We start from the raw sequence: 21,085 nt of genomic DNA, 5'->3' as shown, positions 1-21,085 counted from the left end.
GCTTACGCCTCCGCCGCAGCCGCGAGTTTCTCGGTGCGCTCGGCGAGGTGGAGAGCCTGAATGATCTCGTCGAGATCGCCATCTAGAATCGACTCGATGCGGTGCGAAGTGAGGCCGACGCGGTGGTCGGTCACGCGACTCTGTGGGAAGTTGAAGGTCCGGATGCGCTCACTGCGATCGCCGGTGCCGACCTGGCCCTTGCGCTGGGCGGCGAGTTCCTGCTGTTGCTCCATTTCGTACTTCTCGTACAGACGCGCACGCAGGACGCGCATGGCCTTGTCGCGGTTCTTCAGCTGCGACTTTTCGTCCTGACAGGAGACGACAATGCCGGTCGGCATGTGTGTGATGCGCACCGCAGACTGCGTCGTGTTGACGCTCTGGCCGCCGGGCCCGGTCGAGCAGAAGGTGTCGACGCGGATGTCTTTCTCATTGATGTCGACCTCGATGTCCTCGACCTCGGGCAACACGGCGACGGTCGCGGTCGACGTGTGGATGCGCCCGCCAGACTCGGTCACCGGCACACGCTGCACGCGGTGCGTGCCGCTTTCCCACTTCAGTTTGCTGTATGCGCCCTGTCCTTGGATGGACAGCGTCGCCTCCTTGAGACCGCCGAGCTCGGTGTAACTGGCGTCGATGACCTCGGCCTTCCACCGTTGGCGCTCCGCGTAACGCGAATACATGCGCAGCAGCTGTGACGCGAACAGCGCCGCCTCGTCGCCACCCGCTGCAGAGCGGACTTCGAGGAAGACGTTTTTGTCATCATTCGGATCGCGCGGCAACAGCAACATCTGCAACTCATCCGTGACTTTTTGCTGCTCGTCTTCGAGCTCGGATAGCTCGGCGCGAAGGAACTCGCGCATCTCTTCGTCCAGCTTCTCCTGCAGCATCTGCTTGGCCTCTTGGATTTGCTCGCCCACCTGCTTGAAGTGGCGATACGCCTCGACGGTCGGCGCGAGCTCCGCCTGCTCCTTCGAATACTCACGGAGCTTGGCGACGTTGCTGACGACAGCGGGATCACAAAGGCGCTCAGACACCTCGTCATACCGCCGCGCGATAGCAGCTAGTCGGTCAAACATAGTCAAACACCTCGATTCATTCGTCGATGACCGTTGCGGGTGAGGGCGAAACGGCAAAAGGACCTGCCGCGTGTGCGGTCAGGCCCTGTCGATCATCCGGGTCTTGCCCAGCAAGCACAGCGATTCGGGATCTGTTCTGTAGCCCGCACCAAAGCGAGCCACGTTCGTGGCGACAGACCCTGAACCTTGCTACTCTGCTTGCTTGAGGCCGTACTTCTTGTTGAACTTGTCGACGCGTCCACCGGCGTCGATGAGCTTCTGCTTGCCTGTGTAGAACGGATGGCACTTGGAACAAATCTCAACGCGCAGGTTTTCTTTGACGGATCCCGTCTCAAACGTTTCTCCGCATGCGCAAGTAACGGTTACTTTATGGTAGGCCGGGTGAATCTCGGGTTTCATGCGTTTCACCTCGCTTCAAAATGGAACATCAGACACTGAGGGATAGTATATCACACGATCACGGTGTTTGTCACGCAGGAAATCCACGGTGCCACATTCTCGAATCTAACATGTGCTATGTGACATGTACTCGCGGCTGCGCCGGACGAGGTGCGCCTAGTCCATGTGCGCCGGAGCCGGGTTCGTCGGAGCCAGGTGCGCCTACTTCAGGTTCCCCGGAGCCCAGTGCGCCGGAGCCACCTGACTGGTTGGACTAAAGAGTTGTAGCGCGAGTTTAACTTATCGCCGGAGGGCTTAGGGCCGCAGCAGCAAGCTGCGGCCTTCCAATTTGCGCTTTTGGTACCTCCCGCTTGATCCCGTGGGTAGCCCGAGCAAGGGTACCACACGCGCAGACCGTGGGCCTGCTCACGCAGGTGGCTCATTCTGTCGTTTTTGTCGCTAATCGCGCGGGGGTAGGGTGATAGCGCCGCCGCGAGTGGAAAAAATGTCGCTACAGCTGGACTTGGCAGCCGATAGCGACAAAAACGCCCTAAAATGCGGGCAGATCAACTCCCAAAGGCCGCAATAGCGACACCAGTGTCGTTATATGAGCCTCTGCGGGATCAGACTACGTCTTTTTTGTCGCTAATTGCCCTGAAAAAGTGCTGCAGCGACATTTTTGCACTTTGCGATCACGATACGTCCAGTGTGCCGCACCGATCCGTGCGCCTGCCCACGCCTGCCCGTGCGGCTCGGCACCCCAAGCCCTACACCCGCACCGGCCCACACCAGCCCCGTGCGGCTCCGCACCCTGCGCCCGCGTCCGCGGCTCGGTGCCTGCCTATGCCTGCCTCGCCGACAGGGCCCGCCGCGGCCAGCCCACTGGAGGCACCACTGTGTATGAGCCAATCCTGATGCCCGGGCACTCCTCCTTGAAAATCTCCATCACCGCGTCCATGCCGAGGAGGTCGCCTTGCTGGGTGGGGATGCGGGCGAGGTAGTACTCTGGATCGATGTTCAAGTTGCGCATCTGCACGAGTTTCACGCCTGTCTCCTGCAGAAACTCGACCATCGCCTCGACTTCCTCTTCGCGGTCGGTGACGCCTGGGAAGACGAGGTAGTTGATGGACGTGTAGACACCGGCGTCGCGCGCGTATTGGAGCGACTCCGCCACACTGCGCAGGTCGTAGCCGCGCGGCTTGTAGTACGCGTTGTAGTGTTCGTCCATCGCGCTGATCGTACTCACCCGCATCAAGTCGAGGCCGGCGTCGACGATCGCCGTGATCGCCTTGGTCATGCCCGCGTTTGTGTTGATGTTGATGTAGCCGTCGGCCGTTTCTTCGCGGACGTGGCGGATGGCTTGGACGATGTGCGGCCAACGAGTGGACGGCTCGCCTTCGCAGCCTTGGCCGAAGCTCACGATGGCCTCCGGATTGGCGCGGATGTGGGTCAACATGACATCGGCCATCTCGTCGGGCGACGGCCAAAACTGCAGGCGCGTCTGCGGCGACGGAAACGGGGCATCGTCCGGCTGTTCGGAGATACAGCCGACGCAACCGGCGTTGCAAGTGGACGAAACTGGGAGCGCGCCTTCGATTCGGCCGAGGAACGTGTTCTTCGCCGTCATGCAACCGTATTCGAGCGCGCAACCCGAGATGTGTTTGAACAGTCGGTTGTCCGGGTGTTCCGCGAGCACCCTGGCGACGGCGGCTTCGATTTCTGTATCGCTGATGGCGGCCGGATTCCAAGGCTCTGGATTGGCTGTGCGGTCTGCTGCGACGACGAACTTGCCGTCACGCCAGCCGACGGCTGTGTAACCGAACAGCGGCAGCGTCAGGTCGTTGTCGCGCTTGACATAGCCCGGCAGCAGCAAACGTGTAAAGCCCTGCGGAAGCAGGGCACCCACTGCGTATGCATCTTCGCCAAGGCGTGCCCACTCGCCAGACTTCGGGTCGATCCCGACCGCCTTCGTCCCCGGCAACCACGTGAGCGTAGCACCGTCAGGCAGCGGGATCCACTCGGACTCCTGCACGTCTGTCAGCCAGGCTCCTGTCCGGGCCGCAGGCAGCAGGGTGTCGTGGTTCATCACTCGGCCGGCTTGGTCCGCGAAGAGAAGTTTTGGCTGTGTCACTTGCATCAGACCTTCCGTTCTCGGTGAAGTTCCAGGCTGCCGAGGAATTCTTCGTTCGTTTTGTAGTGTTTGAACTTGCGGATAAACATCTCCGTGAAATCCTGGTTTTCACCCATCGACTTGCGGATCGCCCAGACTTTTTCCAGTTCATCCTTCGCCATGAGCGCTTCTTCGCGGCGTGTGCCGGAACGGCGGATGTCGATCGCTGGGAACACTCGCTTCTCCGCGAGGCGGCGGTCGAGGTGAAGCTCGAGGTTGCCTGTGCCTTTAAACTCTTCGTAGATGACTTCGTCCATACGCGATCCGGTATCTATGAGTGCGGTTGCGAGGATAGTCAGGCTACCACCCTCTTCGACGTTACGAGCTGCACCAAAGAAGCGCTTCGGGCGGTGGAAGGCGGCGGGATCAATACCACCAGACAAGGTTCGGCCACTCGGTGGCACGACCAGGTTATACGCGCGGGCGAGTCGAGTAATGCTGTCAAGGAGGATGATGACGTCTTTCTTGTGCTCCACCAAACGGATGGCGCGCTCGAGCACGAGCTCGGCGACCTTGATGTGGTTCTCTGGCACTTCGTCAAACGTGGATGCGACGACTTCACCGCGCACCGAGCGCTGCATGTCGGTGACTTCCTCTGGTCGCTCGTCGATCAGAAGCACGAATAGTTCCGACTCCGGGAAGTTGGTGGAGATGCTGTTCGCGATCTCCTTCAACAGCAGGGTCTTACCGGCCTTTGGTGGCGCTACCAGCAGACCACGTTGACCGAAACCGACTGGCGCAAACAAATCCATCAGCCGTGTGGCGATTTTCTCAGGTGTTGTTTCGAGCGTCATCCGCTTGGTGGGGAACAGTGGAGTGAGTGCCGGGAAGTGGAGCCGTTCTGCCGCAACTTCTGGACTGACACCGTTCACGGCTTCGACGTGTAGTAGCCCGAAATACCGTTCGTTCTCCTTCGGCGCTCGCACCTTACCGGAGACTGAGTCACCCGTGCGGAGATCGAAGCGGCGAATTTGCGAGGCTGCGACGTAGATGTCCTCGGCGCTCGGCAGGTAACCGACCGGTCTGAGGAAGCCGTAGCCTTCGTTCATGATCTCCAGCACACCTTCAGCGAACATCAGCCCGTCTTTCTCGGCTTGTGCTTTGAGGATGGCGAAAATCAACTCTCGCTTTTTCATATTGCCGTAATAGGGGATTTGGTACTCTTTCGCGAATTTATAGAGATCCGTCAATCGAAGAGCCTCGAGATCTCGAATGTCCAATCATCGTCCCTCACATTCCAAGCCCGGCCGCACCACGTGTGCGGTCCGTTCTGATAGTCACATGTTTGCCCGACAAAACCTATTCTATGCCGACGTCCTCAGAATGGACCCACAGTGGTTCTACCTGCTTGGCGTTCTGAGAGATACAGGATGGGACAAAGAACGAGGTTACAGCAAGGTCTTCCGGGACAGGTCATGTGTAGCCTGAATGAAACGAATTGTGCCAGTCTTTGCGCGCATTACGATGGAGTGAGTCGTTGCGCGGGCGTAGCCCTCGAGTCGTACGCCACGCAGGAGTTCCCCGTCTGTCACGCCTGTCGCTGCAAAAATTGCGTCGTCGCCTTTCACAAGGTCTTCCATGCGCAATACACGTGATACGTCCTCGATGCCCATAGAGTGGCAGCGCGCAAGTTGCTCATCGTCCTCGGGCACGAGTCGACCCTGCAATTCGCCACCTTGGCACTTCAATGCTGCGGCCGCCAACACCCCTTCAGGTGCGCCACCGGTGCCAAATAAGATGTCTACGCCAGTCTCTGGGAATGCGGTATTGAGTGCTGCTGCCACGTCACCATCGCTGATCAACTTAATGCGCGCCCCTGCACGGCGCACTTCGTCGATAATGTGTTGGTGGCGTGGACGGTCGAGGATGACCGCAACCACGTCGGATACGTCTTTGTTCAGCGCTTGTGCGACTGCTTGTAAATTATGTTCGATTGAGGCGTCTAAGTCAACCTTTCCGCGCGCTTTGGGCCCGACCGCGATCTTTTCCATGTACATATCGGGAGCATGAAGGAGTGATCCCGCTGGTGCAATGGCCACAACTGCCATCGCGTTCCACAGGCCTTTTGCGAGGATGTTGGTGCCTTCGAGCGGATCAACTGCGACGTCAACCTTTGGCTCTACTCCGGTGCCAAGCTTCTCCCCGATGTACAGCATCGGAGCCTCGTCCATTTCGCCCTCGCCAATCACGACTGTGCCGTCGATCTGCACGGTGTCGAACATTTTGCGCATCGCCGTCGTCGCGGCATCGTCCGCTTCCATCTTCTGTCCGCGCCCCATCCAGCGCGCACAGTTGAGCGCCGCCATCTCCGTAACCCGTACAATCTCCAGGGACAATTCGCGATCCACAGAGGTCACCTCTCCTGTTTATGTGAATGCTTGGTGCGAATGCTTGGTGCGAACGCTTGGTGTGCGAATGCTTGGTGCGAATGCTTGGTGCGATTGCTTGGTGTGCGAATGCTTGGTGTGAATGCTTGGTGCGATTCGGCGTGTGGCCGAACTCGTTTTGATGGTTCGCGCGTGGCACCGCCTGATTTAGTATAGCACCGTCGCGGTAATGTGACATACCAATTTACAGGCACACGCGCTGCTAGACGCGGACTGGGCGTGATCCGGTGGACACGCGGCGCTTGGGCGACTCCTCCGGGCGGTTATGTGATCGAAACCGACACTTCCGCGGCGCCGCCGGCTGGCTATGTGATCGAAATCGACACTTCCACGGCCTCACCGGCCGGCTATGTGATCGAAATCGACACTTCCGCGGCTCCACAGGCTGCCTATGTGATCGAAATCGACATTTCCGCGACGCCGTCGGCCGGCTATGTGATCGAAATCGACACTTCCGCGGCTCCACAGGCTGCCTATGTGATCGAAATCGACACTTCCGCGGCTCCACAGGCTGCCTATGTGATCGAAATCGACACTTGCGCGGCTCCACAGGCTGGCTATGTGATCGTAATCGACACTTGTGCGGCGCCGCCGGCTGGCTATGTGATCGAAATCGACACTTCCGCGGCGCCGTCGGCTGGCTATGTGATCGAAATCGACACTTCCGCGACGCCGTCGGCCGGCTATGTGATCGAAATCGACACTTCCGCGGCGCCGTCGGCTGGCTATGTGATCGAAATCGACACTTCCGCGGCGCCGCCGGCTGGCTATGTGATCGAAATCGACACTTGTGCGGCGCCGCCGGCTGGCTATGTGATCGAAATCGACACTTGTGCGGCGCCGTCGGCTGCCTATGTGATCGAAATCGACATTTGCGCAGTCCCACAGGCCGGCTATGTGATCGAAATCGACACTTCCGCGCCGCCGCCGGCTGGCTATGTGATCGAAATCGACACTTGCGCGGCTCCACAGGCTGGCTATGTGATCGAAATCGACACTTGTGCGGCGCCGCCGGCCGGCTATGTGATCGAAATCGACACTTGTGCGGCGCCGCCGGCTGGCTATGTGATCGAAATCGACACTTCCGCGGCTCCACAGGCTGGTTATGTGATCGAAATCGACACTTCCGCGCCGCCGCCGGCTGGCTATGTGATCGAAATCGACACTTGTGCGGCGCCGTCGGCCGCCTATGTGATCGAAACCGACATTTGCCTGCCGCTACCGCAGTGCTACCCCAGTGCTACCGCAGCCCAACCGCAGCCCAACCGCAGCCCCGCCCCGGGCCTACCGCGACTGTGGCTCGTCCCGCTACCGCCGCCACGCCCGGCCCACTACAAGTCCATATAGGGAAGCCGCCCGCAGGCGGCCGGCTAGCAACTTACACGCGCTTCACAGGCACTTCGCGGGCGGCTCCCGATTCGCTTAGAACTCGAGCTCCAATTGGCCGAGACGGCGCGCCACTTCATTCATGACACGTACCTCGTCCGCTTCGTCCGTCGCTTCGTAGGTGACCGACCAGCGTACGAAGTGGCCGGCGTCGTCCCAGGGGACGGTCGAGATCGACTGCTCCTTGATCAGATACTCAGAAAAATCAGCAGCGCTAGCGAATGTCGGCCCGCCAACGACACCTTTCGGCGCCTTCACGTACAGGTAGAACGAGGCCTTCGGCTTCTTCGCCTCAAAGCCAGCGTCCCGCAGCACGTCGACCAGCAGTTCGTGGCGGCGGCTGTATTTCGCCGCTGTCTCCACCGTCCACTCCGGGTGGCCGAGGGCTTTTGCGGAGGCAATCTGAATGGCTCGGAACTGGCCCGAGTCGTTGTTGTCCTTCACCGTCGCAAACGCCTTGACCGCCGTCTCGTTGCCAGCGACAAAGCCAAGGCGCCAGCCAGTCATGTTGAAGGCTTTCGACATCGAGTGCACCTCGATGCCAACTTCGAGCGCGCCCGGGATACTTAGAAACGACAGCGGTTCATAGCCGTCAAACGTCAGCGCACCGTAGGCAGCGTCGTGCACGACGAGCAGGTGATGCTGTTTCGCGAAGGCCACCACTTCTTCGAAGAACTCGCGCGTCGCAGCGGCTCCGGTCGGGTTATTCGGGTAGTTGAGGTAGAGCAGCTTAGCACGGTTGAGGACTTCGGCCGGGATCGAGTGCAGGTCCGGCAGGAAGCCGTTGTCCGGCGTGATCGGCAGGTTGTGCACAGTTGCGCCGAGCCAACTCGAAATGGTGGCGAGCACCGGGTAGCCCGGAACCGTCTGAATCACGACGTCGCCTTCGTTCACAAACGCGTACGGCAGGAGCGCAAACGCCGATTTCGAGCCAATCGCGTGGACCACCTGAGTCGCCGGATTGAGCCCAGTTACACCGTAAACGTCGGCCATGTACTTCGCGGCCGCTTCTTTAAACAGGTCGATCCCGTTGTCTGCGTAGAACCGGTTGCCGGGATTCGCGGCCGCGTCGGCCAGCGCATTTACGACGTCTTGATGCGCCGGGGCGTCTGGCTCGCCGACGCCCATGTCGATAATCTCCCGCTCCGGATGAGCGGCGAGCGCTGCGGCCTTGGCCCGCTTGATGCGCTCAAACTTGTAGATCACGGTGTCTTGACCAAACCGCTTCCCGCCGATACGTTCCGCGATCAAATTTTGTACGTGTGAATCTGTCATGAACCTGGTAAACCTCCCCCATTGCGTACTCGCCTCGCGGCACCTCCGGTGATTCCCACAGGTATGTACGACCGCGCATCTAGTTGTGGCGCGAGCCACGCGCCGTGCACGCGCCGTGCACTTGCGAGCCGCCGCCAAGCGCGGTCTTCGCATCGCCCGCGCCACCAAGCAGGCTTTACTTGTTGACGGTGCTCCAGTCAGCCAGGAATCGCTCGATGCCCTGGTCGGTGAGCGGGTGTTTAATCATCCGGTCGAGGACACCGTACGGGCACGTCGCGATGTGCGCGCCCGCCTTTGCCGCCTCGGTGACGTGCATCGGATGGCGAATGCTCGCGGCGATGATTTCAGTATCGATGCCGTGGATGTCGAAAATCGTAGAGATGTCGGCGATTAGCTCAATGCCGTTGTAGCTAATGTCGTCGAGGCGACCGATGAACGGGCTCACAAACGACGCGCCTGCGCGAGCGGCGAGCAGCGCCTGGTTCGCGCTGAAGACGAGCGTCACGTTGGTTTTGATGTCGCGCTTCGCCAAACGGTGCACGGCTTTCAGACCTTCCGCCGTCATCGGGACTTTGATGATAATGTTCTTGTGAAGCGCAGCGAGCGGCAACGCTTCTTCGACCATGTTATCGGCGTCGAGGCTGACCACTTCAGCACTAATCGGGCCGTCGACGATCTCGATGATCTCCTTCAGCACCTCGACAAAGTTGCGACCTTCCTTCGCGATCAGGCTAGGGTTCGTGGTCACGCCACTCAAAATGCCCATCTCAGCTGCGTTCTTAATCTCAGCTACATTTGCGGTGTCGATAAACAGTTTCACGTCTCATCCACTCCTCTTTGAGTCTATGTAAACTTACGGTTCACACCTCTTGCCAGTTCACGCCGTCCCGGTTCGCGTTGCTGGCCAGTTCACGCTGTTCCGGTTCGCGTTGCCTGCTCGTCAGCGCTTCTGTATGCCAAGCAGCGCGCGCGCCTCGTCCGGTGTCGCAAGCGGTCGATCAAGTTCCGCCGCAATGCGCGCCACGCGAGCGACCAGTTGGGCGTTGCTCGTGGCCAGTTCACCTTTGCGGTAGTAGATATTGTCCTCAAAGCCGACGCGCACATGCCCACCGAGCGTGACGGCAAGCGCGGCCATCGGCAGTTGCTGCCGGCCGACACCTGCAACTGACCACGTCGCGCCTTCCGGCAACAGTTCGGTCAGATAGAGTAGGTTTTTCGCGGACGCCGGCAGTGCGCCTGGGACGCCGAGGACGAAGTCAAAGTGCAGTGGTGGTTCAACGAAGCCCTGCCGAACCAAGTTGAGGGCGTTTGCGACCATGCCAGCATCGAAGATCTCGAACTCCGGCCGCACGCCATAACGCTTCAACTCGGTTGCGAACTGCTTCAGCAGGTCGGGACTGTTCCAAAACACCTCGTCCCCGAAGTTGACCGTGCCGCACGTGAGCGTCGCCATCTCCGGCGACAACGTCACAGGTTGCAGTCGCTCCTCCGGCTGCATCCCGACGGCGCCGCCTGTCGAAACCTGAACGATGATGTCCGATTTCGCTTCGATCGCGGCGATTGTCTCGCGGAAGCGCTCGCGGTCTTGCGTCGGTGTGCCGTCATCGAAGCGCACGTGCAGGTGGCAGATGCTCGCTCCAGCTTCGCGGCAGGCGAGCGCCGCAGCCGCGATCTCGTCCGGAGTGATCGGCAGATTCGGTTGCGTCTCGCGCGTCACCTCTGCGCCGACCATCGCAGCGGTGATGATGAGTTTATCCACGCGTGCCACCGCCCTCTCCGCCGGTCACACCCGCAGTTTCACCGGCGGCTGGCGAACTGGCACGCTCGGCGGCGCTAGCCGCACCGTCAGTCGCACCGTCAGTCGCACCGTCAGTCGCACCGTCAGTCGCACCGTCAGTCGCACCGTCAGCCGCACCGTCAGCCGCACCGGCGGGAACCGCAGAGGCGCGAGCGGCCGCGCTACCGCCGCCACGCTGTTTGTCCTTAGGCACGACGCAAGTGCCCGTGGCATAGGTCACAATCACGGGCGGGTCGAGGACGCGAGCAGCGGATGGGGTAGCGGGGTCGATATTGCTCTCGATTACTTTGGTCGCCGTAAACTCCATCTTGCGGGAGGTGTTGCCGACCTTCGTGATTGTGCCGCGCGCCTCGATGTAGTCGCCAGCGTAGACAGGCGCGCGAAACTCCACATTGTCGTACGCGACAAACAGCCCCTCATCGCCGTCGAGGCGAATGAGGAGCTCCGTTGCAATGTCGCCAAAGAGCGCGAGCATACGCGCGCCGTCGACTAGTCGGCCGCCGTAATGCGCGTCGTGCTCGCTCATGCGCAACCGGATGATGCTTTCCATCGTGGGTCGCCCCCAGTCTTTGTGACTCACAGCATGTGAGCGTTGACCGCCTGGCGCAGTTCGTCGATGTCAAACGGCTTCGTGAAGTGCGCCAGTGCACCCATCTCCATGGCTTCACGGATCAGGTTGAGTTCTCCGTAAGCGGTCATCATGATGACTTTTGTGTCGTACTCCCACTTACGGATTGTGCGGAGAATTTCGAGACCGTCCATGCCTGGGATCTTCATGTCGAGCAGGATTAAGTCAGGGTTTTCATTCTTTACCAGTTCGAGTGCTGCAGTCCCGTTACTCGCTTGCAAAACTTCATACCCCTCGCGTTGCAACACTTCTTGGAGAAGGATGCGGATCCCGAATTGGTCATCGACAACCAGGACCTTGTTTGCCATCGTACCTTTCTCCTCTCGCGCCGTACCGTCGACGGTCGGACTGCACCGTTCGTTACAGCGACTGGTGTCTTTTCAGCGCCGCAGTGATGAAGTCACGGAACAGCGGCTGCGCCCGGTTTGGCCGCGACGTGAATTCAGGGTGGAACTGCACTCCGACAAACCACGGGTGGGCAGCGTCTTCTACGATCTCGACAAGCCGTCCATCCGGTGACGTGCCAGAGATGATAAGACCCGCCTGTTCAAGCTCGTCCCGATAGCTGTTGTTGAACTCGTAGCGGTGGCGATGGCGCTCGGTGACCCACGTGTGTTGATAGGCGACGGCAGCCTTCGTCTCGGGAACGAGTCGGCAAGCGTATGCGCCAAGGCGCATCGTGCCGCCTTTGTCTTCGATGTGTTTTTGCTCAGGCAACAGGTCGATCACCGGGTACTGCGTCGACGGCGCGATCTCGCTGCTGTGTGCGCCGCGCATACCTGCGACATTGCGGGCGTACTCCACGACCGCGACTTGCATGCCAAGGCAGATTCCAAAAAACGGGATTTGGTGTTCCCGCGCATACTGCACTGCCGTGATCTTACCATCGATACCGCGGTCCCCGAAACCTCCAGGCACAAGAATTCCGTCCACGTCGCGGAGGAACTCGTCCACATTTTCGTCAGTGACTTCCTCTGAGTGGACCCACCTGATGTCCACGTGCGTGTCGTTCTCAAAACCGCCGTGGTACAACGCCTCAATTACGCTCGCATACGCATCTGGCAACGCGACGTACTTCCCGACGACAGCAATGGTCACGTTGTGGTGGAGCGACCGAATGCGGTCGAGCATCGCCGTCCACTCCGTCATGTCCGGGCTCGGTAGGTCCATGCGCAGTTGCCGCAGGACAATGTCGTCGAGACCTTCCTCGTGCAGCATCACAGGCAGTGCGTAGATGTTGTCGGCGTCGCGCGCCTCGACCACGCCTTCGACGTCGGTGTCGCAAAACAGCGCGATCTTCTTCTTCACCTCAAGCGCTAGCGGCACCTGCGTCCGACAGACGATCACGGATGGCGTAATGCCAATGCTGCGCAGTTCCGCGACGCTGTGCTGTGTCGGTTTGGTTTTGACTTCGCCCGAGGTACCGAGATAGGGGATGAGCGTGACGTGGATAAACACGACGTTTTCGCGGCCGACATCGCTGCGCATCTCACGGATGGCTTCGAGGAACGGCAGACTCTCGATGTCGCCGACCGTGCCGCCAATTTCCGTGATCACGATGTCAGTGTCCGGCGTCGCCGCCTGCATAATCCGCTCTTTAATCTCATTCGTGACGTGCGGGATGACCTGCACAGTGCCGCCAAGGTAATCCCCCCGGCGCTCCTTCGTGATGACGGACCAGTAGATCTTCCCGCTCGTCACGTTGTTTGCCGAGGTCAAGTTGTTGTCGATAAAGCGTTCGTAGTGCCCGAGGTCAAGGTCCGTCTCCGCACCGTCTTCGGTGACGTAAACTTCACCATGCTGATACGGGCTCATGGTGCCGGGGTCGATGTTGATGTAGGGGTCGAACTTCTGAATGGTCACGCGCAACCCTCGGTTTTTCAGCAACCGGCCAAGCGACGCGGCCGTGATCCCCTTGCCGAGACCCGAGACGACACCACCCGTGACAAAAATAAATTTGGCCATACAGTGCCTCCTGCACAAAGCTGTCAGTACACTTGCGTGCCTGTAGATTCAATAGAGTGCGGTGCGCGAACTGCGCACCGCGATTGGGTGGCGCGCCCCTGGTACAAGTGGATGCGCGGTGCACGCCGAGTGATTCGTTTAGTACTCTTCGTCCTCGTCGTCAGAGAGGTCTTCCTCTTCCTCAGTCTCGAGTTCTGCATCGTCCGCAAGTTCTTCCTCGTCTTCTTCGAAGTCCTCGTCTTCTTCGTCCGCGGCAAGGTCTGCTTCTTCATCCTCGTCGTCTGCATCGTCGTCGACCACGTCAAGCGGAAGCAGTTCTTCTTCCTCATCGTCGTCGTCAGAGTCGTCGTAATCCGCGTCGAGGTCTTCCTCATCGTCGCTGAATGCGTCGCCACTGCGGCGCACGAAACGCTTGCTCGTCGACGGTTTGTCTGCCACCTTGTCCACGGGATACCAGCGCTTAAGACCCCACACATTCTGACCGATGCAGATGAACCGGCCGTCCATGTTAATCTCCGTGTACAAGCGCGCCATGACGTCCATCATCTCAGCTTCTGTCATGCCGCGGAGCTCTTGAATCCGTCGCGTCAGGTCACGGAAATACTCCGGTTCCTTGTGCGCTTTCAGGATCTCGTATGCCAGCTCAACAAGCGGCATCTCGCGGATTTCGTCATTTGATTTCGTCAGTGTTGCTGCCAAGCAGATCCCCCCTCAGGGTCTACAAATGTGATGATTATAGCACACGGATTTCCCCTCGTCACGGCGACCTCGGGGCAAGTGCTCGATTGAACAACGCGTCGAACGCCGCATCGAACGGCAGACCCCGCAGCAGCTCAGCGGCTGCAGTGTACGGGTCGGCAGCGGGATCGTCAAGAGCAACACGCCAGGCCGCATCCGCCGAAGCGCGACCGCGCACATAGGCCCGAAACGCCGCGAGCAACACCTGCTCCGTGTCAGCGCGATGGCGCGAGCGGCGGCGGGATTCCCAGAAACCGCTCGACCGCAGGTGCGCCGCGTGCGCCGAGATGGCGTTCCACAACTCTGCGATGCCTGCGTTTTCAATCGCGCTCACCGCGACGACCGGCGGCTCCCAGTCCTCGCGGTGGTGCGATCGCTCGTGGACCATCAGTCGCACCTCGCGAACGAGTGCCTCTGAACCCGGCAGTTCCCGCTTGTTGACGATGAACACATCCGCGATCTCCATGATGCCAGCCTTCGCTGTCTGAACGTGATCACCGGCGCCAGGGGTCAGCACCAACGCGACCGTGTCTGCGACGGACATCACGTCAAGCTCCGCCTGCCCGACTCCGACCGTTTCCAACAATACGACATCGCAGCCGTACGCTTCAAGCGCGACGAGCATCTCGCGGGAGGCGGCAGCGAGGCCGCCGAGACTGCCGCGGCTGCCCATGCTGCGGATGAAGACGCCCGCATCAGCGCTGTGGCGGGTCATGCGCACGCGGTCACCAAGCAGCGCCCCGCCCGTGAACGGTGACGACGGGTCGACCGCGAGCACGCCGACCGTGAGGTTTTGCCCGCGCAAGTGGGCGATCATCTGGTCGACCAGCGTGCTCTTGCCGGCTCCAGGCGCCCCCGTGAAGCCGATGATGTGAGCGCGCCCTGCATGCGGGTGCAGGTCCTGCAGGAGTTGCCGCTTGTCCTGCGCATCGTTCTCAATCACCGTGAGCGCGCGCGCCACGGCCCGGCGGTCGCCCGCCAAAATCCGCTGTGCGAGTGGGTGCACAACAGCACCTCCTTACCTCATCTACCTCTGCGCCGCCGAAGAGTCGGGCGGGGCCGCGCGGCCACCGCAGTTCGCCGGCAGCTCCAACTTCGCCGGCAGCCCTTACTTCGCGGCCGCGTTGAGCAAGTTGCGGGCGATGACGAGGCGTTGGATCTCGTTCGTGCCTTCGTAAATCTGCGTGATCTTCGCGTCGCGCATCATCCGCTCAACCTCGTACTCGCGGATGAAGCCGTAGCCACCGAGCACCTGCACGGCTTCCGTCGTCACCGCCATCGCCGTATCGGATGCGAACACCTTGCTCATCGCAGAGGCCTGGCCGTACGCGTGACCGTTCGACTCCAGCCACGCCGCCTGGTACGTTAACAGCCGTGACGCTTCAATTTTCGTCGCCATGTCGGCCAGTTTAAACTGGATGGCCTGCAAACTCGAAATCGACGCGCCAAACTGCTTGCGCTGCAAGGCGTAGTCGCGCGCCTTCTCATACGCGCCCTGGGCGATGCCAAGCGCTTGCGCCGCAATGCCGTTGCGACCGCCGTCGAGGGTCATCATCGCGATCTTGAAGCCAAATTCTTCCTCGCCAAGGCGGTTCTCCACCGGGATGCGACAGTTGTCGAAAATCAGCTCGACAGTTGTCGAAGAGCGGATGCCCATCTTCTTCTCGTGCTTGCCGACCGAGAAGCCTGGCGTGTCCTTCTCGACAATAAACGCTGTGATGCCACGGGCGCGTTTCGACGGGTCAGTCAAAGCAAACACGACGTAGACGTGCGCCGGGCCCCCGTTCGTGATGAACACCTTGCTGCCGTTCAGCACATATTCGTCACCGTCGCGCACAGCTGTGGTGCGCATGCCGGCCGCATCTGATCCGGACCCTGGCTCGGTCAGCCCGTACGCGCCGATCCACTTGCCTTCCGCCATCGGCTTCAGGTACTTCAGCTTCTGCTCCTCGGTGCCGAACTTGTAGATCGGCCAGCCTGCGAGGCTCGTATGCGCGGAGAGCACAACGCCAGCCGACGCGTCGACGCGAGACAGTTCTTCGATGGCGATCACGTAGGCGAGGTAGTCGATGCCAGCGCCGCCGTACTCTTCTGGCCAGGGAATACCAGTCAGCCCGAGCTGTGCCATCTTGTCGAAAATGCTGCGGTCAAACTCCTCCGCCTCGTCGCGCTCTGCTGCGCCCGGGGCAACTTCCTTGTTTGCAAAGTCGCGCACCAACTGGCGGATCTGTTCGTGTTCGCGATTTAGCAGAAAGTCCATGGGTCAATTCCTCCGTCTCCAAGTAAGTAATTACACGCGGTCGTCCGCGAGTTGGCGAGCGATTACCACGCGCTGAATCTGGTTGCTGCCTTCGTAAATTTGCGTGATCTTCGCATCCCGCATGTAGCGTTCGACGGGATAGTCCTGGATGTAGCCGTAGCCGCCGAACAACTGCACAGCGTCTGTGGTCACCTGCATCGCGGAGTCGCTGGCGAACATCTTTGCCATCGACGCCTGGCGCGTGCACTTCTTACCCGCGCCACGCAGTTCTGCAGCGTTGTAAATGAGCCACTTCGACGCCTCAATCTTGGTCGCCATGTCCGCGAGCATGAACTGCACGCCCTGAAAGTTCGCGAGCTCCTGACCGAACTGTTTGCGCACGCGCACGTGGTCGTACGCTGCGTCAAACGCAGCCCGCGCGATGCCAAGGGCCTGCGCCGCAATGCCGATGCGTCCACCATCGAGCAGCCGCATCGCGACGGAGAAACCTTGTCCCTCCGCGCCGAGTCGGTTGGCGATGGGCACGACAGCGTCCTCGAACAACAGCTCGCAGGTGTTCGAGCCATGCAAGCCCATCTTCTTCTCCTTCTTGCCAACGCGAAACCCCTGCATGCCAGGCTCGACAAGAAACGCTGTGATGCCGCGCGGCCCCTTACTCGGGTCGGTCACCGCGAACACACAGTACACGCCTGCTTCGCCGCCGTTTGTAATGAACACCTTGCTGCCATTTAACACGTAGTGGTCGCCATCGCGCACCGCGCGCGTCCGGATTGACACTGCGTCGGTGCCGGCGTTTGACTCGGTCAGCGCAAAGGCACCGATCATCTCCCCACTCGCGAGTTTCGGCACAAAGCGGCGCTTCTGGTCCTCGTCGCCGAAGTAGAGAATCGGGAACGTCCCGACGGACGTATGGACGGCAAGAATGACGCCAACTGCAGCGCAGGCGTAGGAAATCTCCTCAATCGCCTTGATGTAGGTGGGAAAGTTGGCGCCAACCCCGCCGTAGTCTTCCGGGATCGGCAAACCCATGATGCCGAGTTCACCCATCTGTCGAATGATGTCGCGCGGGAAGGCGTCCGTCTCGTCGATCTCGGCCGCCTTTGGCACGATTACCTCGCGCGCGAAGCTGCGCACAACTTGAATCAGTTCCCGCTCTTCCGTGCTCCACGAAAAGTCCACGGAGCCACGCCTCCTTTCGACGGGATTGTAGTCTGGACCGGCTGCGGCTGCGAGCCGGCACCGGGTCGGCGGCACCGGGTCGGCACCGGGTCGGCGGCGGCGGCGGACCGGGGGCGCTCGCGTAGCGCTCATTTTGAACCCTATAGCGCCGGGAGCGCCGAGATCCGGGTGGCGTAGTGCTCATTTTTAGCGCTACAGCGCTGGCGGCACCCACGTAGGATTCATTTTGACACCTACAGCGCTGGCTGCACCTGCGTAGGATTCATTTTGACACCTACAGCGCCAGGGAGCGCCGAGATCGCATGGCGTAGTGCTCATTTTGAGCGCTACAGCGCCGGCCGCACCTGCGTAGGATTCATTTTGACACCTACAGCGCTGGTGGCACCCATGTAGGATTCATTTTGACACCTACAGCGCCAGGGAGCGCCGAGATCGCATGGCGTAGTGCTCATTTTGAGCGCTACAGCGCTGGCGGCACCTGCGTAGGATTCATTTTGACACCTACAGCGCTGGCGGCACCTGCGTAGGATTCATTTTGACACCTACAGCGACGGCCGCACCTGCGTAGGATTCATTTTGACACCTACAGCGCTGGCGGCACCTGCGTAGGATTCATTTTGACACCTACAGCGCCGACCGCACCCACGTAGGATTCATTTTGACACCTACAGCGCTGGCCGCACCCACGTAGGATTCATTTTGACACCTACAGCGCCGGCCGCACCCGCGTAGGATTCATTTTGACACCTACAGCGCCGACGGCACCTGCGTAGGATTCATTTTGACACTTACAGCGCCGGCCGCACCCACGTAGGATTCATTTTGACACTTACAGCACCGGCCGCACCCACGTAGGATTCATTTTGACACTTACAGCACCGGCGGCACCCGCGTAGGATTCATTTTGACACCTACAGCGCCGACGGCACCTGCGTAGGATTCATTTTGACACCTACAGCGCCGGCCGCACCCATGTAGGATTCATTTTGACACCTACAGCGCCGACGGCACCCACGTAGGATTCATTTTGACACCTACAGCGCCAGGGAGCGCCGAGATCGCATGGCGTAGTGCTCATTTTGAGCGCTACAGCACCGGCGGGACCCACGTAGGATTAATTTTGAGCGCTACAGCACCGGCGGGACCCACGTAGGATTAATTTTGAGCGCTCGAGCCCCTGGACCCCACCCTGGACCCCACCCAGGACCCCACCCAGGACCCCACCCAGGACCCCAACCTGGACCGCCCTGGCCGCTACTCGTACACGTAGAAGCCGCGGCCAGTCTTTTTCCCAAGCCAGCCAGCCTTGACGTACTTGCGCAGCAGCGGACACGGACGGTACTTCGAATCGCCGAAGCCCTCGTAGAGCACTTCCATAATCGCCAGGCAGGTGTCGAGGCCGATGAAGTCCGCAAGCGTGAGCGGTCCCATCGGATGGTTCATCCCCAGTTTCATCACTTCGTCCACCGCTTCCGGCGACGCAACGCCTTCGTAGACGCAGTAAATCGCCTCATTGATCATCGGCATCAACACCCGATTCGACACAAAGCCAGGGTAGTCGTTGACCTCGACGGCTGTCTTGTCCATGCGCACCGCAAGGCTGTACACGGTCTTGTAAACTTCATCCGAGGTCGCCAGTCCGCGGATGATCTCGACCAACTTCATCACTGGCACCGGGTTCATGAAGTGCATACCGATGACGTGCTCAGGGCGCTTGGTGACCGCCGCGATCTCGGTGATCGGCAAAGACGACGTGTTCGACGCGAGGATGGCACCCTCCGGCATCGTGGCATCAAGTTTGCGGAACACCTCGAGCTTGATGGCCATGTTCTCGGTCGCCGCTTCCACGGCCATGTCGCAGTCCGCAGCGTCCGCGATGTCGGTCGAAAGCGTGATCCGATCGAGGACGTGATTCATGTCTGCCTCGGTCATGCGCCCCTTGCTGACGTTTCGCTCGAGGTTCTTGCGAATCACGCCTAGCCCCTTTTCCGCGTAGGCCTGCGAAATGTCGTTCAGCGTGACTTCGAGACCACCCTGCGCGGCCACCTGTGCGATACCGCCGCCCATCTGACCTGCGCCCACGACGAACAATTTCTCGATGTGCTTCATAGTCACTCGCTCCTCGGGTGTATTCGTGTGTTTCGTATGTATTCATACGTGTTCGCTGCGCCCGCGTCGGACGTGCGGACGCCGGCCTTTCGAACTGCGGCCAGCGGACTCTCACGCTGCGTCGCCGTGTCAGGCGCCGTGTCGTCCGCCGTGTCAGGCGCCGTGTCAGGCGCCGTGTCGTCCGCCGTGTCGTCCGCCGTGTCAGGCGTAGCGAACAAAAAGTACCTTATTGCGCCGAAGGTGACATAACTCACCACTCTTATGAGCAAAAATTGCGCTATTCATCCGAGATCCTCCCGAAATCGGGGGTATTGGTGAACATAACGCAAAATCTGTTCGTTAAAGCCACGGTTTTCGCCCCAAATCGGGGAATAGCGGACAAAAGGCGCGTTAGCAGTTGGGCACGCTGGGCACGCTGATGATTGAGTTTCGGATCACGGTCGTGATGCCCGATGCCCCCGATGCCCCCGCCGATCACAGTTGCCTGCCCGGTCACCGCCTTCGTCAGGCCCACGCTCACGAGCCAACCCCGGCGCCGAGGTTACCCGTGCACCTCGACCAGCACAGCGTCGCCCTGGGCCGCGCCTGAGCAGATGGCAGCAATGCCGAGACCACCGCCGCGACGGCGCAGTTCGTAGATGAGGGTCGTCAGGATGCGCGCGCCGCTTGCGCCGATGGGGTGGCCGAGCGCCACGGCGCCGCCGTTCACGTTGACGCGAGCGGGATTGAACCCGAGCTGCTTGCCCGCGGTCAACGCCACCGCGGCGAACGCCTCGTTCACCTCGAACAGGTCGATGTCTGCGAGTTTGTACCCAGTCCGGTCGAGCAGCTTCGCAATCGCGAGGCCCGGTGTCGTCGCGATGTACTTCGCCTCCGCCCCGACCTCGGCGTAGCCAAGCACCGTGGCGAGCGGGGTGCGGCCGCTTGACCGGGCGCGGTCGTCTGACATCACCACCAGCGCCGCCGCGCCGTCGTTTACGCCCGGGGCGTTGCCAGCTGTGACGGTGCCGGCGGGATCAAACACTGGCGAAAGCGCTGCCAGCTTCTCCAGCGATGTGTCGCGACGCGGACCTTCGTCCGTATCGATGACGACTTCACCTTTCCTCGCACGCACTGTGACCGGCACAATCTCTTGCGCGAGCCGGCCGCCGTCAATTGCGGCGAGTGCCCGCTGATGGCTCTGCAGCGCCCACTCATCCTGGGCCTCGCGCGAAATCTCGTACTCCCCTGCCACTTCGCTCCCGAGCACCGCCATGTGTACGTTGTGAAACGCGCAAGTGAGGCCATCGTGGACCATCAAGTCGATCACGCTGCCGTCCCCCATGCGCATCCCTGTCCGGGCCTTCGGCATCGCGTAAGGCGCGTTCGACATGCTCTCCATGCCACCCGCGACCGCGACGTCGATGTCGCCCGCGCGAATGAGCGCGTCCGCCAGCGTCACCGCTTTCAACCCCGACGCACATACCTTGTTCACCGTAACACTGGGCGTTTCCCAGGGCAAGCCAGCGTGGCGGGATGCTTGGCGCGCCGGGATTTGCCCAGCGCCACCCTGCAGCACCATCCCCATCAAAACCTGGTCAACCTCGCTGCTTCCGACCTGCGCGCGGTTGAGCGCTTCGCCAATCGCAATTCCGCCCAATTCCGCTGCCGTCTTCGACGCCAGACCGCCGAGGAAGCGGCCAAACGGCGTGCGCGCAGCTGACACGATCACGGACTTCGTCACGATGCGTCTCCTC

19 protein-coding genes are annotated in these 21,085 nt (G+C 60.7%); 2 read left to right on the top strand and 17 right to left on the bottom strand.

What is annotated here, in order from left to right; all coding sequences use genetic code 11:
* Positions 1–2: 2 nt before the first annotated feature.
* The 5 genes from prfA to glpX all read right to left on the bottom strand — a co-directional run bounded on the left by prfA (position 3) and on the right by glpX (position 5,972).
* Positions 3–1,076, bottom strand: coding sequence for a peptide chain release factor 1 (gene prfA / locus JC200_RS12200; protein WP_274431977.1), 1,074 nt, complete (start codon positions 1,074–1,076; stop codon positions 3–5).
* 189 nt (positions 1,077–1,265) lie between these two features.
* Entirely contained in the window at positions 1,266–1,475 is a 210-nt protein-coding gene (gene rpmE, locus JC200_RS12195) for a 50S ribosomal protein L31 (protein ID WP_274431976.1), read from the bottom strand.
* A gap of 820 nt (positions 1,476–2,295) precedes the next feature.
* The gene (locus tag JC200_RS12190; protein ID WP_274431975.1) at positions 2,296–3,591 is read right to left on the bottom strand and encodes a radical SAM family protein; all 1,296 of its coding nucleotides are present in this window, start codon (positions 3,589–3,591) and stop codon (positions 2,296–2,298) included.
* Positions 3,591–4,844 (bottom strand): transcription termination factor Rho, encoded by a 1,254-nt coding sequence (gene rho / locus JC200_RS12185; protein WP_274431974.1) that lies wholly within the window; start codon positions 4,842–4,844, stop codon positions 3,591–3,593. Before rho ends, JC200_RS12190 begins: the two co-directional genes overlap by 1 nt.
* 168 nt (positions 4,845–5,012) lie before the next feature.
* Positions 5,013–5,972: a class II fructose-bisphosphatase gene (gene glpX / locus JC200_RS12180; RefSeq protein ID WP_274431973.1), complete on the bottom strand. Its 960-nt coding sequence runs from the start codon at positions 5,970–5,972 to the stop codon at positions 5,013–5,015.
* Positions 5,973–6,230: 258 nt separating this feature from the next.
* On the opposite strand from glpX, the gene JC200_RS12175 reads away from it, so the two are divergent.
* On the top strand, positions 6,231–7,358 hold the full coding sequence (locus JC200_RS12175) for a hypothetical protein (protein ID WP_274431972.1): 1,128 nt from the start codon (positions 6,231–6,233) through the stop codon (positions 7,356–7,358).
* Between the two features lie 75 nt (positions 7,359–7,433).
* Here JC200_RS12175 and JC200_RS12170 read toward each other — a convergent pair whose 3' ends face one another.
* The 11 genes from JC200_RS12170 to JC200_RS12120 form a co-directional block, all read right to left on the bottom strand.
* Complete coding sequence (locus JC200_RS12170) at positions 7,434–8,672, bottom strand: LL-diaminopimelate aminotransferase (RefSeq protein WP_274431971.1); 1,239 nt, start codon at positions 8,670–8,672, stop codon at positions 7,434–7,436.
* A 175-nt stretch (positions 8,673–8,847) separates the two neighbouring features.
* Positions 8,848–9,492, bottom strand: a complete 645-nt coding sequence (gene fsa, locus JC200_RS12165; RefSeq protein ID WP_274431970.1) for a fructose-6-phosphate aldolase — start codon at positions 9,490–9,492, stop codon at positions 8,848–8,850.
* Positions 9,493–9,612: 120 nt separating this feature from the next.
* Positions 9,613–10,431, bottom strand: coding sequence for a 3-keto-5-aminohexanoate cleavage enzyme (locus JC200_RS12160; RefSeq protein WP_274431969.1), 819 nt, complete (start codon positions 10,429–10,431; stop codon positions 9,613–9,615).
* On the bottom strand, positions 10,424–11,020 hold the full coding sequence (locus JC200_RS12155; RefSeq protein ID WP_274431968.1) for a 3-aminobutyryl-CoA ammonia lyase: 597 nt from the start codon (positions 11,018–11,020) through the stop codon (positions 10,424–10,426). The genes JC200_RS12160 and JC200_RS12155 overlap by 8 nt, the downstream gene beginning before the upstream one ends.
* Before the next feature lie 26 nt (positions 11,021–11,046).
* The gene (locus tag JC200_RS12150) at positions 11,047–11,406 is read right to left on the bottom strand and encodes a response regulator (protein WP_274431967.1); all 360 of its coding nucleotides are present in this window, start codon (positions 11,404–11,406) and stop codon (positions 11,047–11,049) included.
* 52 nt (positions 11,407–11,458) lie between these two features.
* A complete protein-coding gene (locus tag JC200_RS12145; RefSeq protein WP_274431966.1) occupies positions 11,459–13,063 on the bottom strand; it encodes a CTP synthase in 1,605 nt (534 codons plus the stop codon).
* 138 nt (positions 13,064–13,201) lie between these two features.
* Positions 13,202–13,762: a DNA-directed RNA polymerase subunit delta gene (gene rpoE / locus JC200_RS12140; protein WP_274431965.1), complete on the bottom strand. Its 561-nt coding sequence runs from the start codon at positions 13,760–13,762 to the stop codon at positions 13,202–13,204.
* Between the two features lie 58 nt (positions 13,763–13,820).
* Positions 13,821–14,807 (bottom strand): methylmalonyl Co-A mutase-associated GTPase MeaB, encoded by a 987-nt coding sequence (meaB, locus tag JC200_RS12135; RefSeq protein WP_274431964.1) that lies wholly within the window; start codon positions 14,805–14,807, stop codon positions 13,821–13,823.
* 102 nt (positions 14,808–14,909) lie between these two features.
* Positions 14,910–16,061 (bottom strand): acyl-CoA dehydrogenase, encoded by a 1,152-nt coding sequence (locus tag JC200_RS12130; RefSeq protein ID WP_274431963.1) that lies wholly within the window; start codon positions 16,059–16,061, stop codon positions 14,910–14,912.
* A 30-nt stretch (positions 16,062–16,091) separates the two neighbouring features.
* Positions 16,092–17,240 carry an acyl-CoA dehydrogenase gene (locus JC200_RS12125; protein ID WP_274431962.1) on the bottom strand — a complete coding sequence of 383 codons (1,149 nt, stop codon included), beginning with the start codon at positions 17,238–17,240 and terminating at the stop codon, positions 16,092–16,094.
* Positions 17,241–18,494: 1,254 nt separating this feature from the next.
* Entirely contained in the window at positions 18,495–19,349 is an 855-nt protein-coding gene (locus JC200_RS12120; RefSeq protein WP_274431961.1) for a 3-hydroxybutyryl-CoA dehydrogenase, read from the bottom strand.
* A 27-nt stretch (positions 19,350–19,376) separates the two neighbouring features.
* Between JC200_RS12120 and JC200_RS12115 the strand changes: the two genes are divergently transcribed.
* Entirely contained in the window at positions 19,377–19,598 is a 222-nt protein-coding gene (locus JC200_RS12115) for a hypothetical protein (RefSeq protein ID WP_274431960.1), read from the top strand.
* Positions 19,599–19,890: 292 nt separating this feature from the next.
* Here the strand turns inward: JC200_RS12115 and JC200_RS12110 are convergent, their stop codons facing one another.
* Positions 19,891–21,072, bottom strand: a complete 1,182-nt coding sequence (locus JC200_RS12110) for an acetyl-CoA C-acetyltransferase (protein WP_274431959.1) — start codon at positions 21,070–21,072, stop codon at positions 19,891–19,893.
* Positions 21,073–21,085: the final 13 nt, after the last annotated feature.

This window comes from Alicyclobacillus sp. ALC3 (genome assembly GCF_028751195.1).
In the GTDB taxonomy this organism is placed as follows: Bacteria; Bacillota; Bacilli; order Alicyclobacillales; family Alicyclobacillaceae; genus Alicyclobacillus_L.
This window is presented reverse-complemented; position numbering and strand designations above follow the sequence as displayed.

Excerpts from the sequence above, each read along its gene's own strand:
- prfA (WP_274431977.1), bottom strand. The coding sequence starts at position 1,076 with ATGTTTGACCGACTAGCTGCTATCGCGCGGCGGTATGACGAGGTGTCT.
- rpmE (WP_274431976.1), bottom strand. The coding sequence starts at position 1,475 with ATGAAACCCGAGATTCACCCGGCCTACCATAAAGTAACCGTTACTTGC.
- JC200_RS12190 (WP_274431975.1), bottom strand. The coding sequence starts at position 3,591 with ATGCAAGTGACACAGCCAAAACTTCTCTTCGCGGACCAAGCCGGCCGA.
- JC200_RS12170 (WP_274431971.1), bottom strand. The coding sequence starts at position 8,672 with ATGACAGATTCACACGTACAAAATTTGATCGCGGAACGTATCGGCGGG.
- JC200_RS12155 (WP_274431968.1), bottom strand. The coding sequence starts at position 11,020 with ATGGAAAGCATCATCCGGTTGCGCATGAGCGAGCACGACGCGCATTAC.
- JC200_RS12150 (WP_274431967.1), bottom strand. The coding sequence starts at position 11,406 with ATGGCAAACAAGGTCCTGGTTGTCGATGACCAATTCGGGATCCGCATC.
- JC200_RS12145 (WP_274431966.1), bottom strand. The coding sequence starts at position 13,063 with ATGGCCAAATTTATTTTTGTCACGGGTGGTGTCGTCTCGGGTCTCGGC.
- JC200_RS12130 (WP_274431963.1), bottom strand. The coding sequence starts at position 16,061 with ATGGACTTTCTGCTAAATCGCGAACACGAACAGATCCGCCAGTTGGTG.
- JC200_RS12120 (WP_274431961.1), bottom strand. The coding sequence starts at position 19,349 with ATGAAGCACATCGAGAAATTGTTCGTCGTGGGCGCAGGTCAGATGGGC.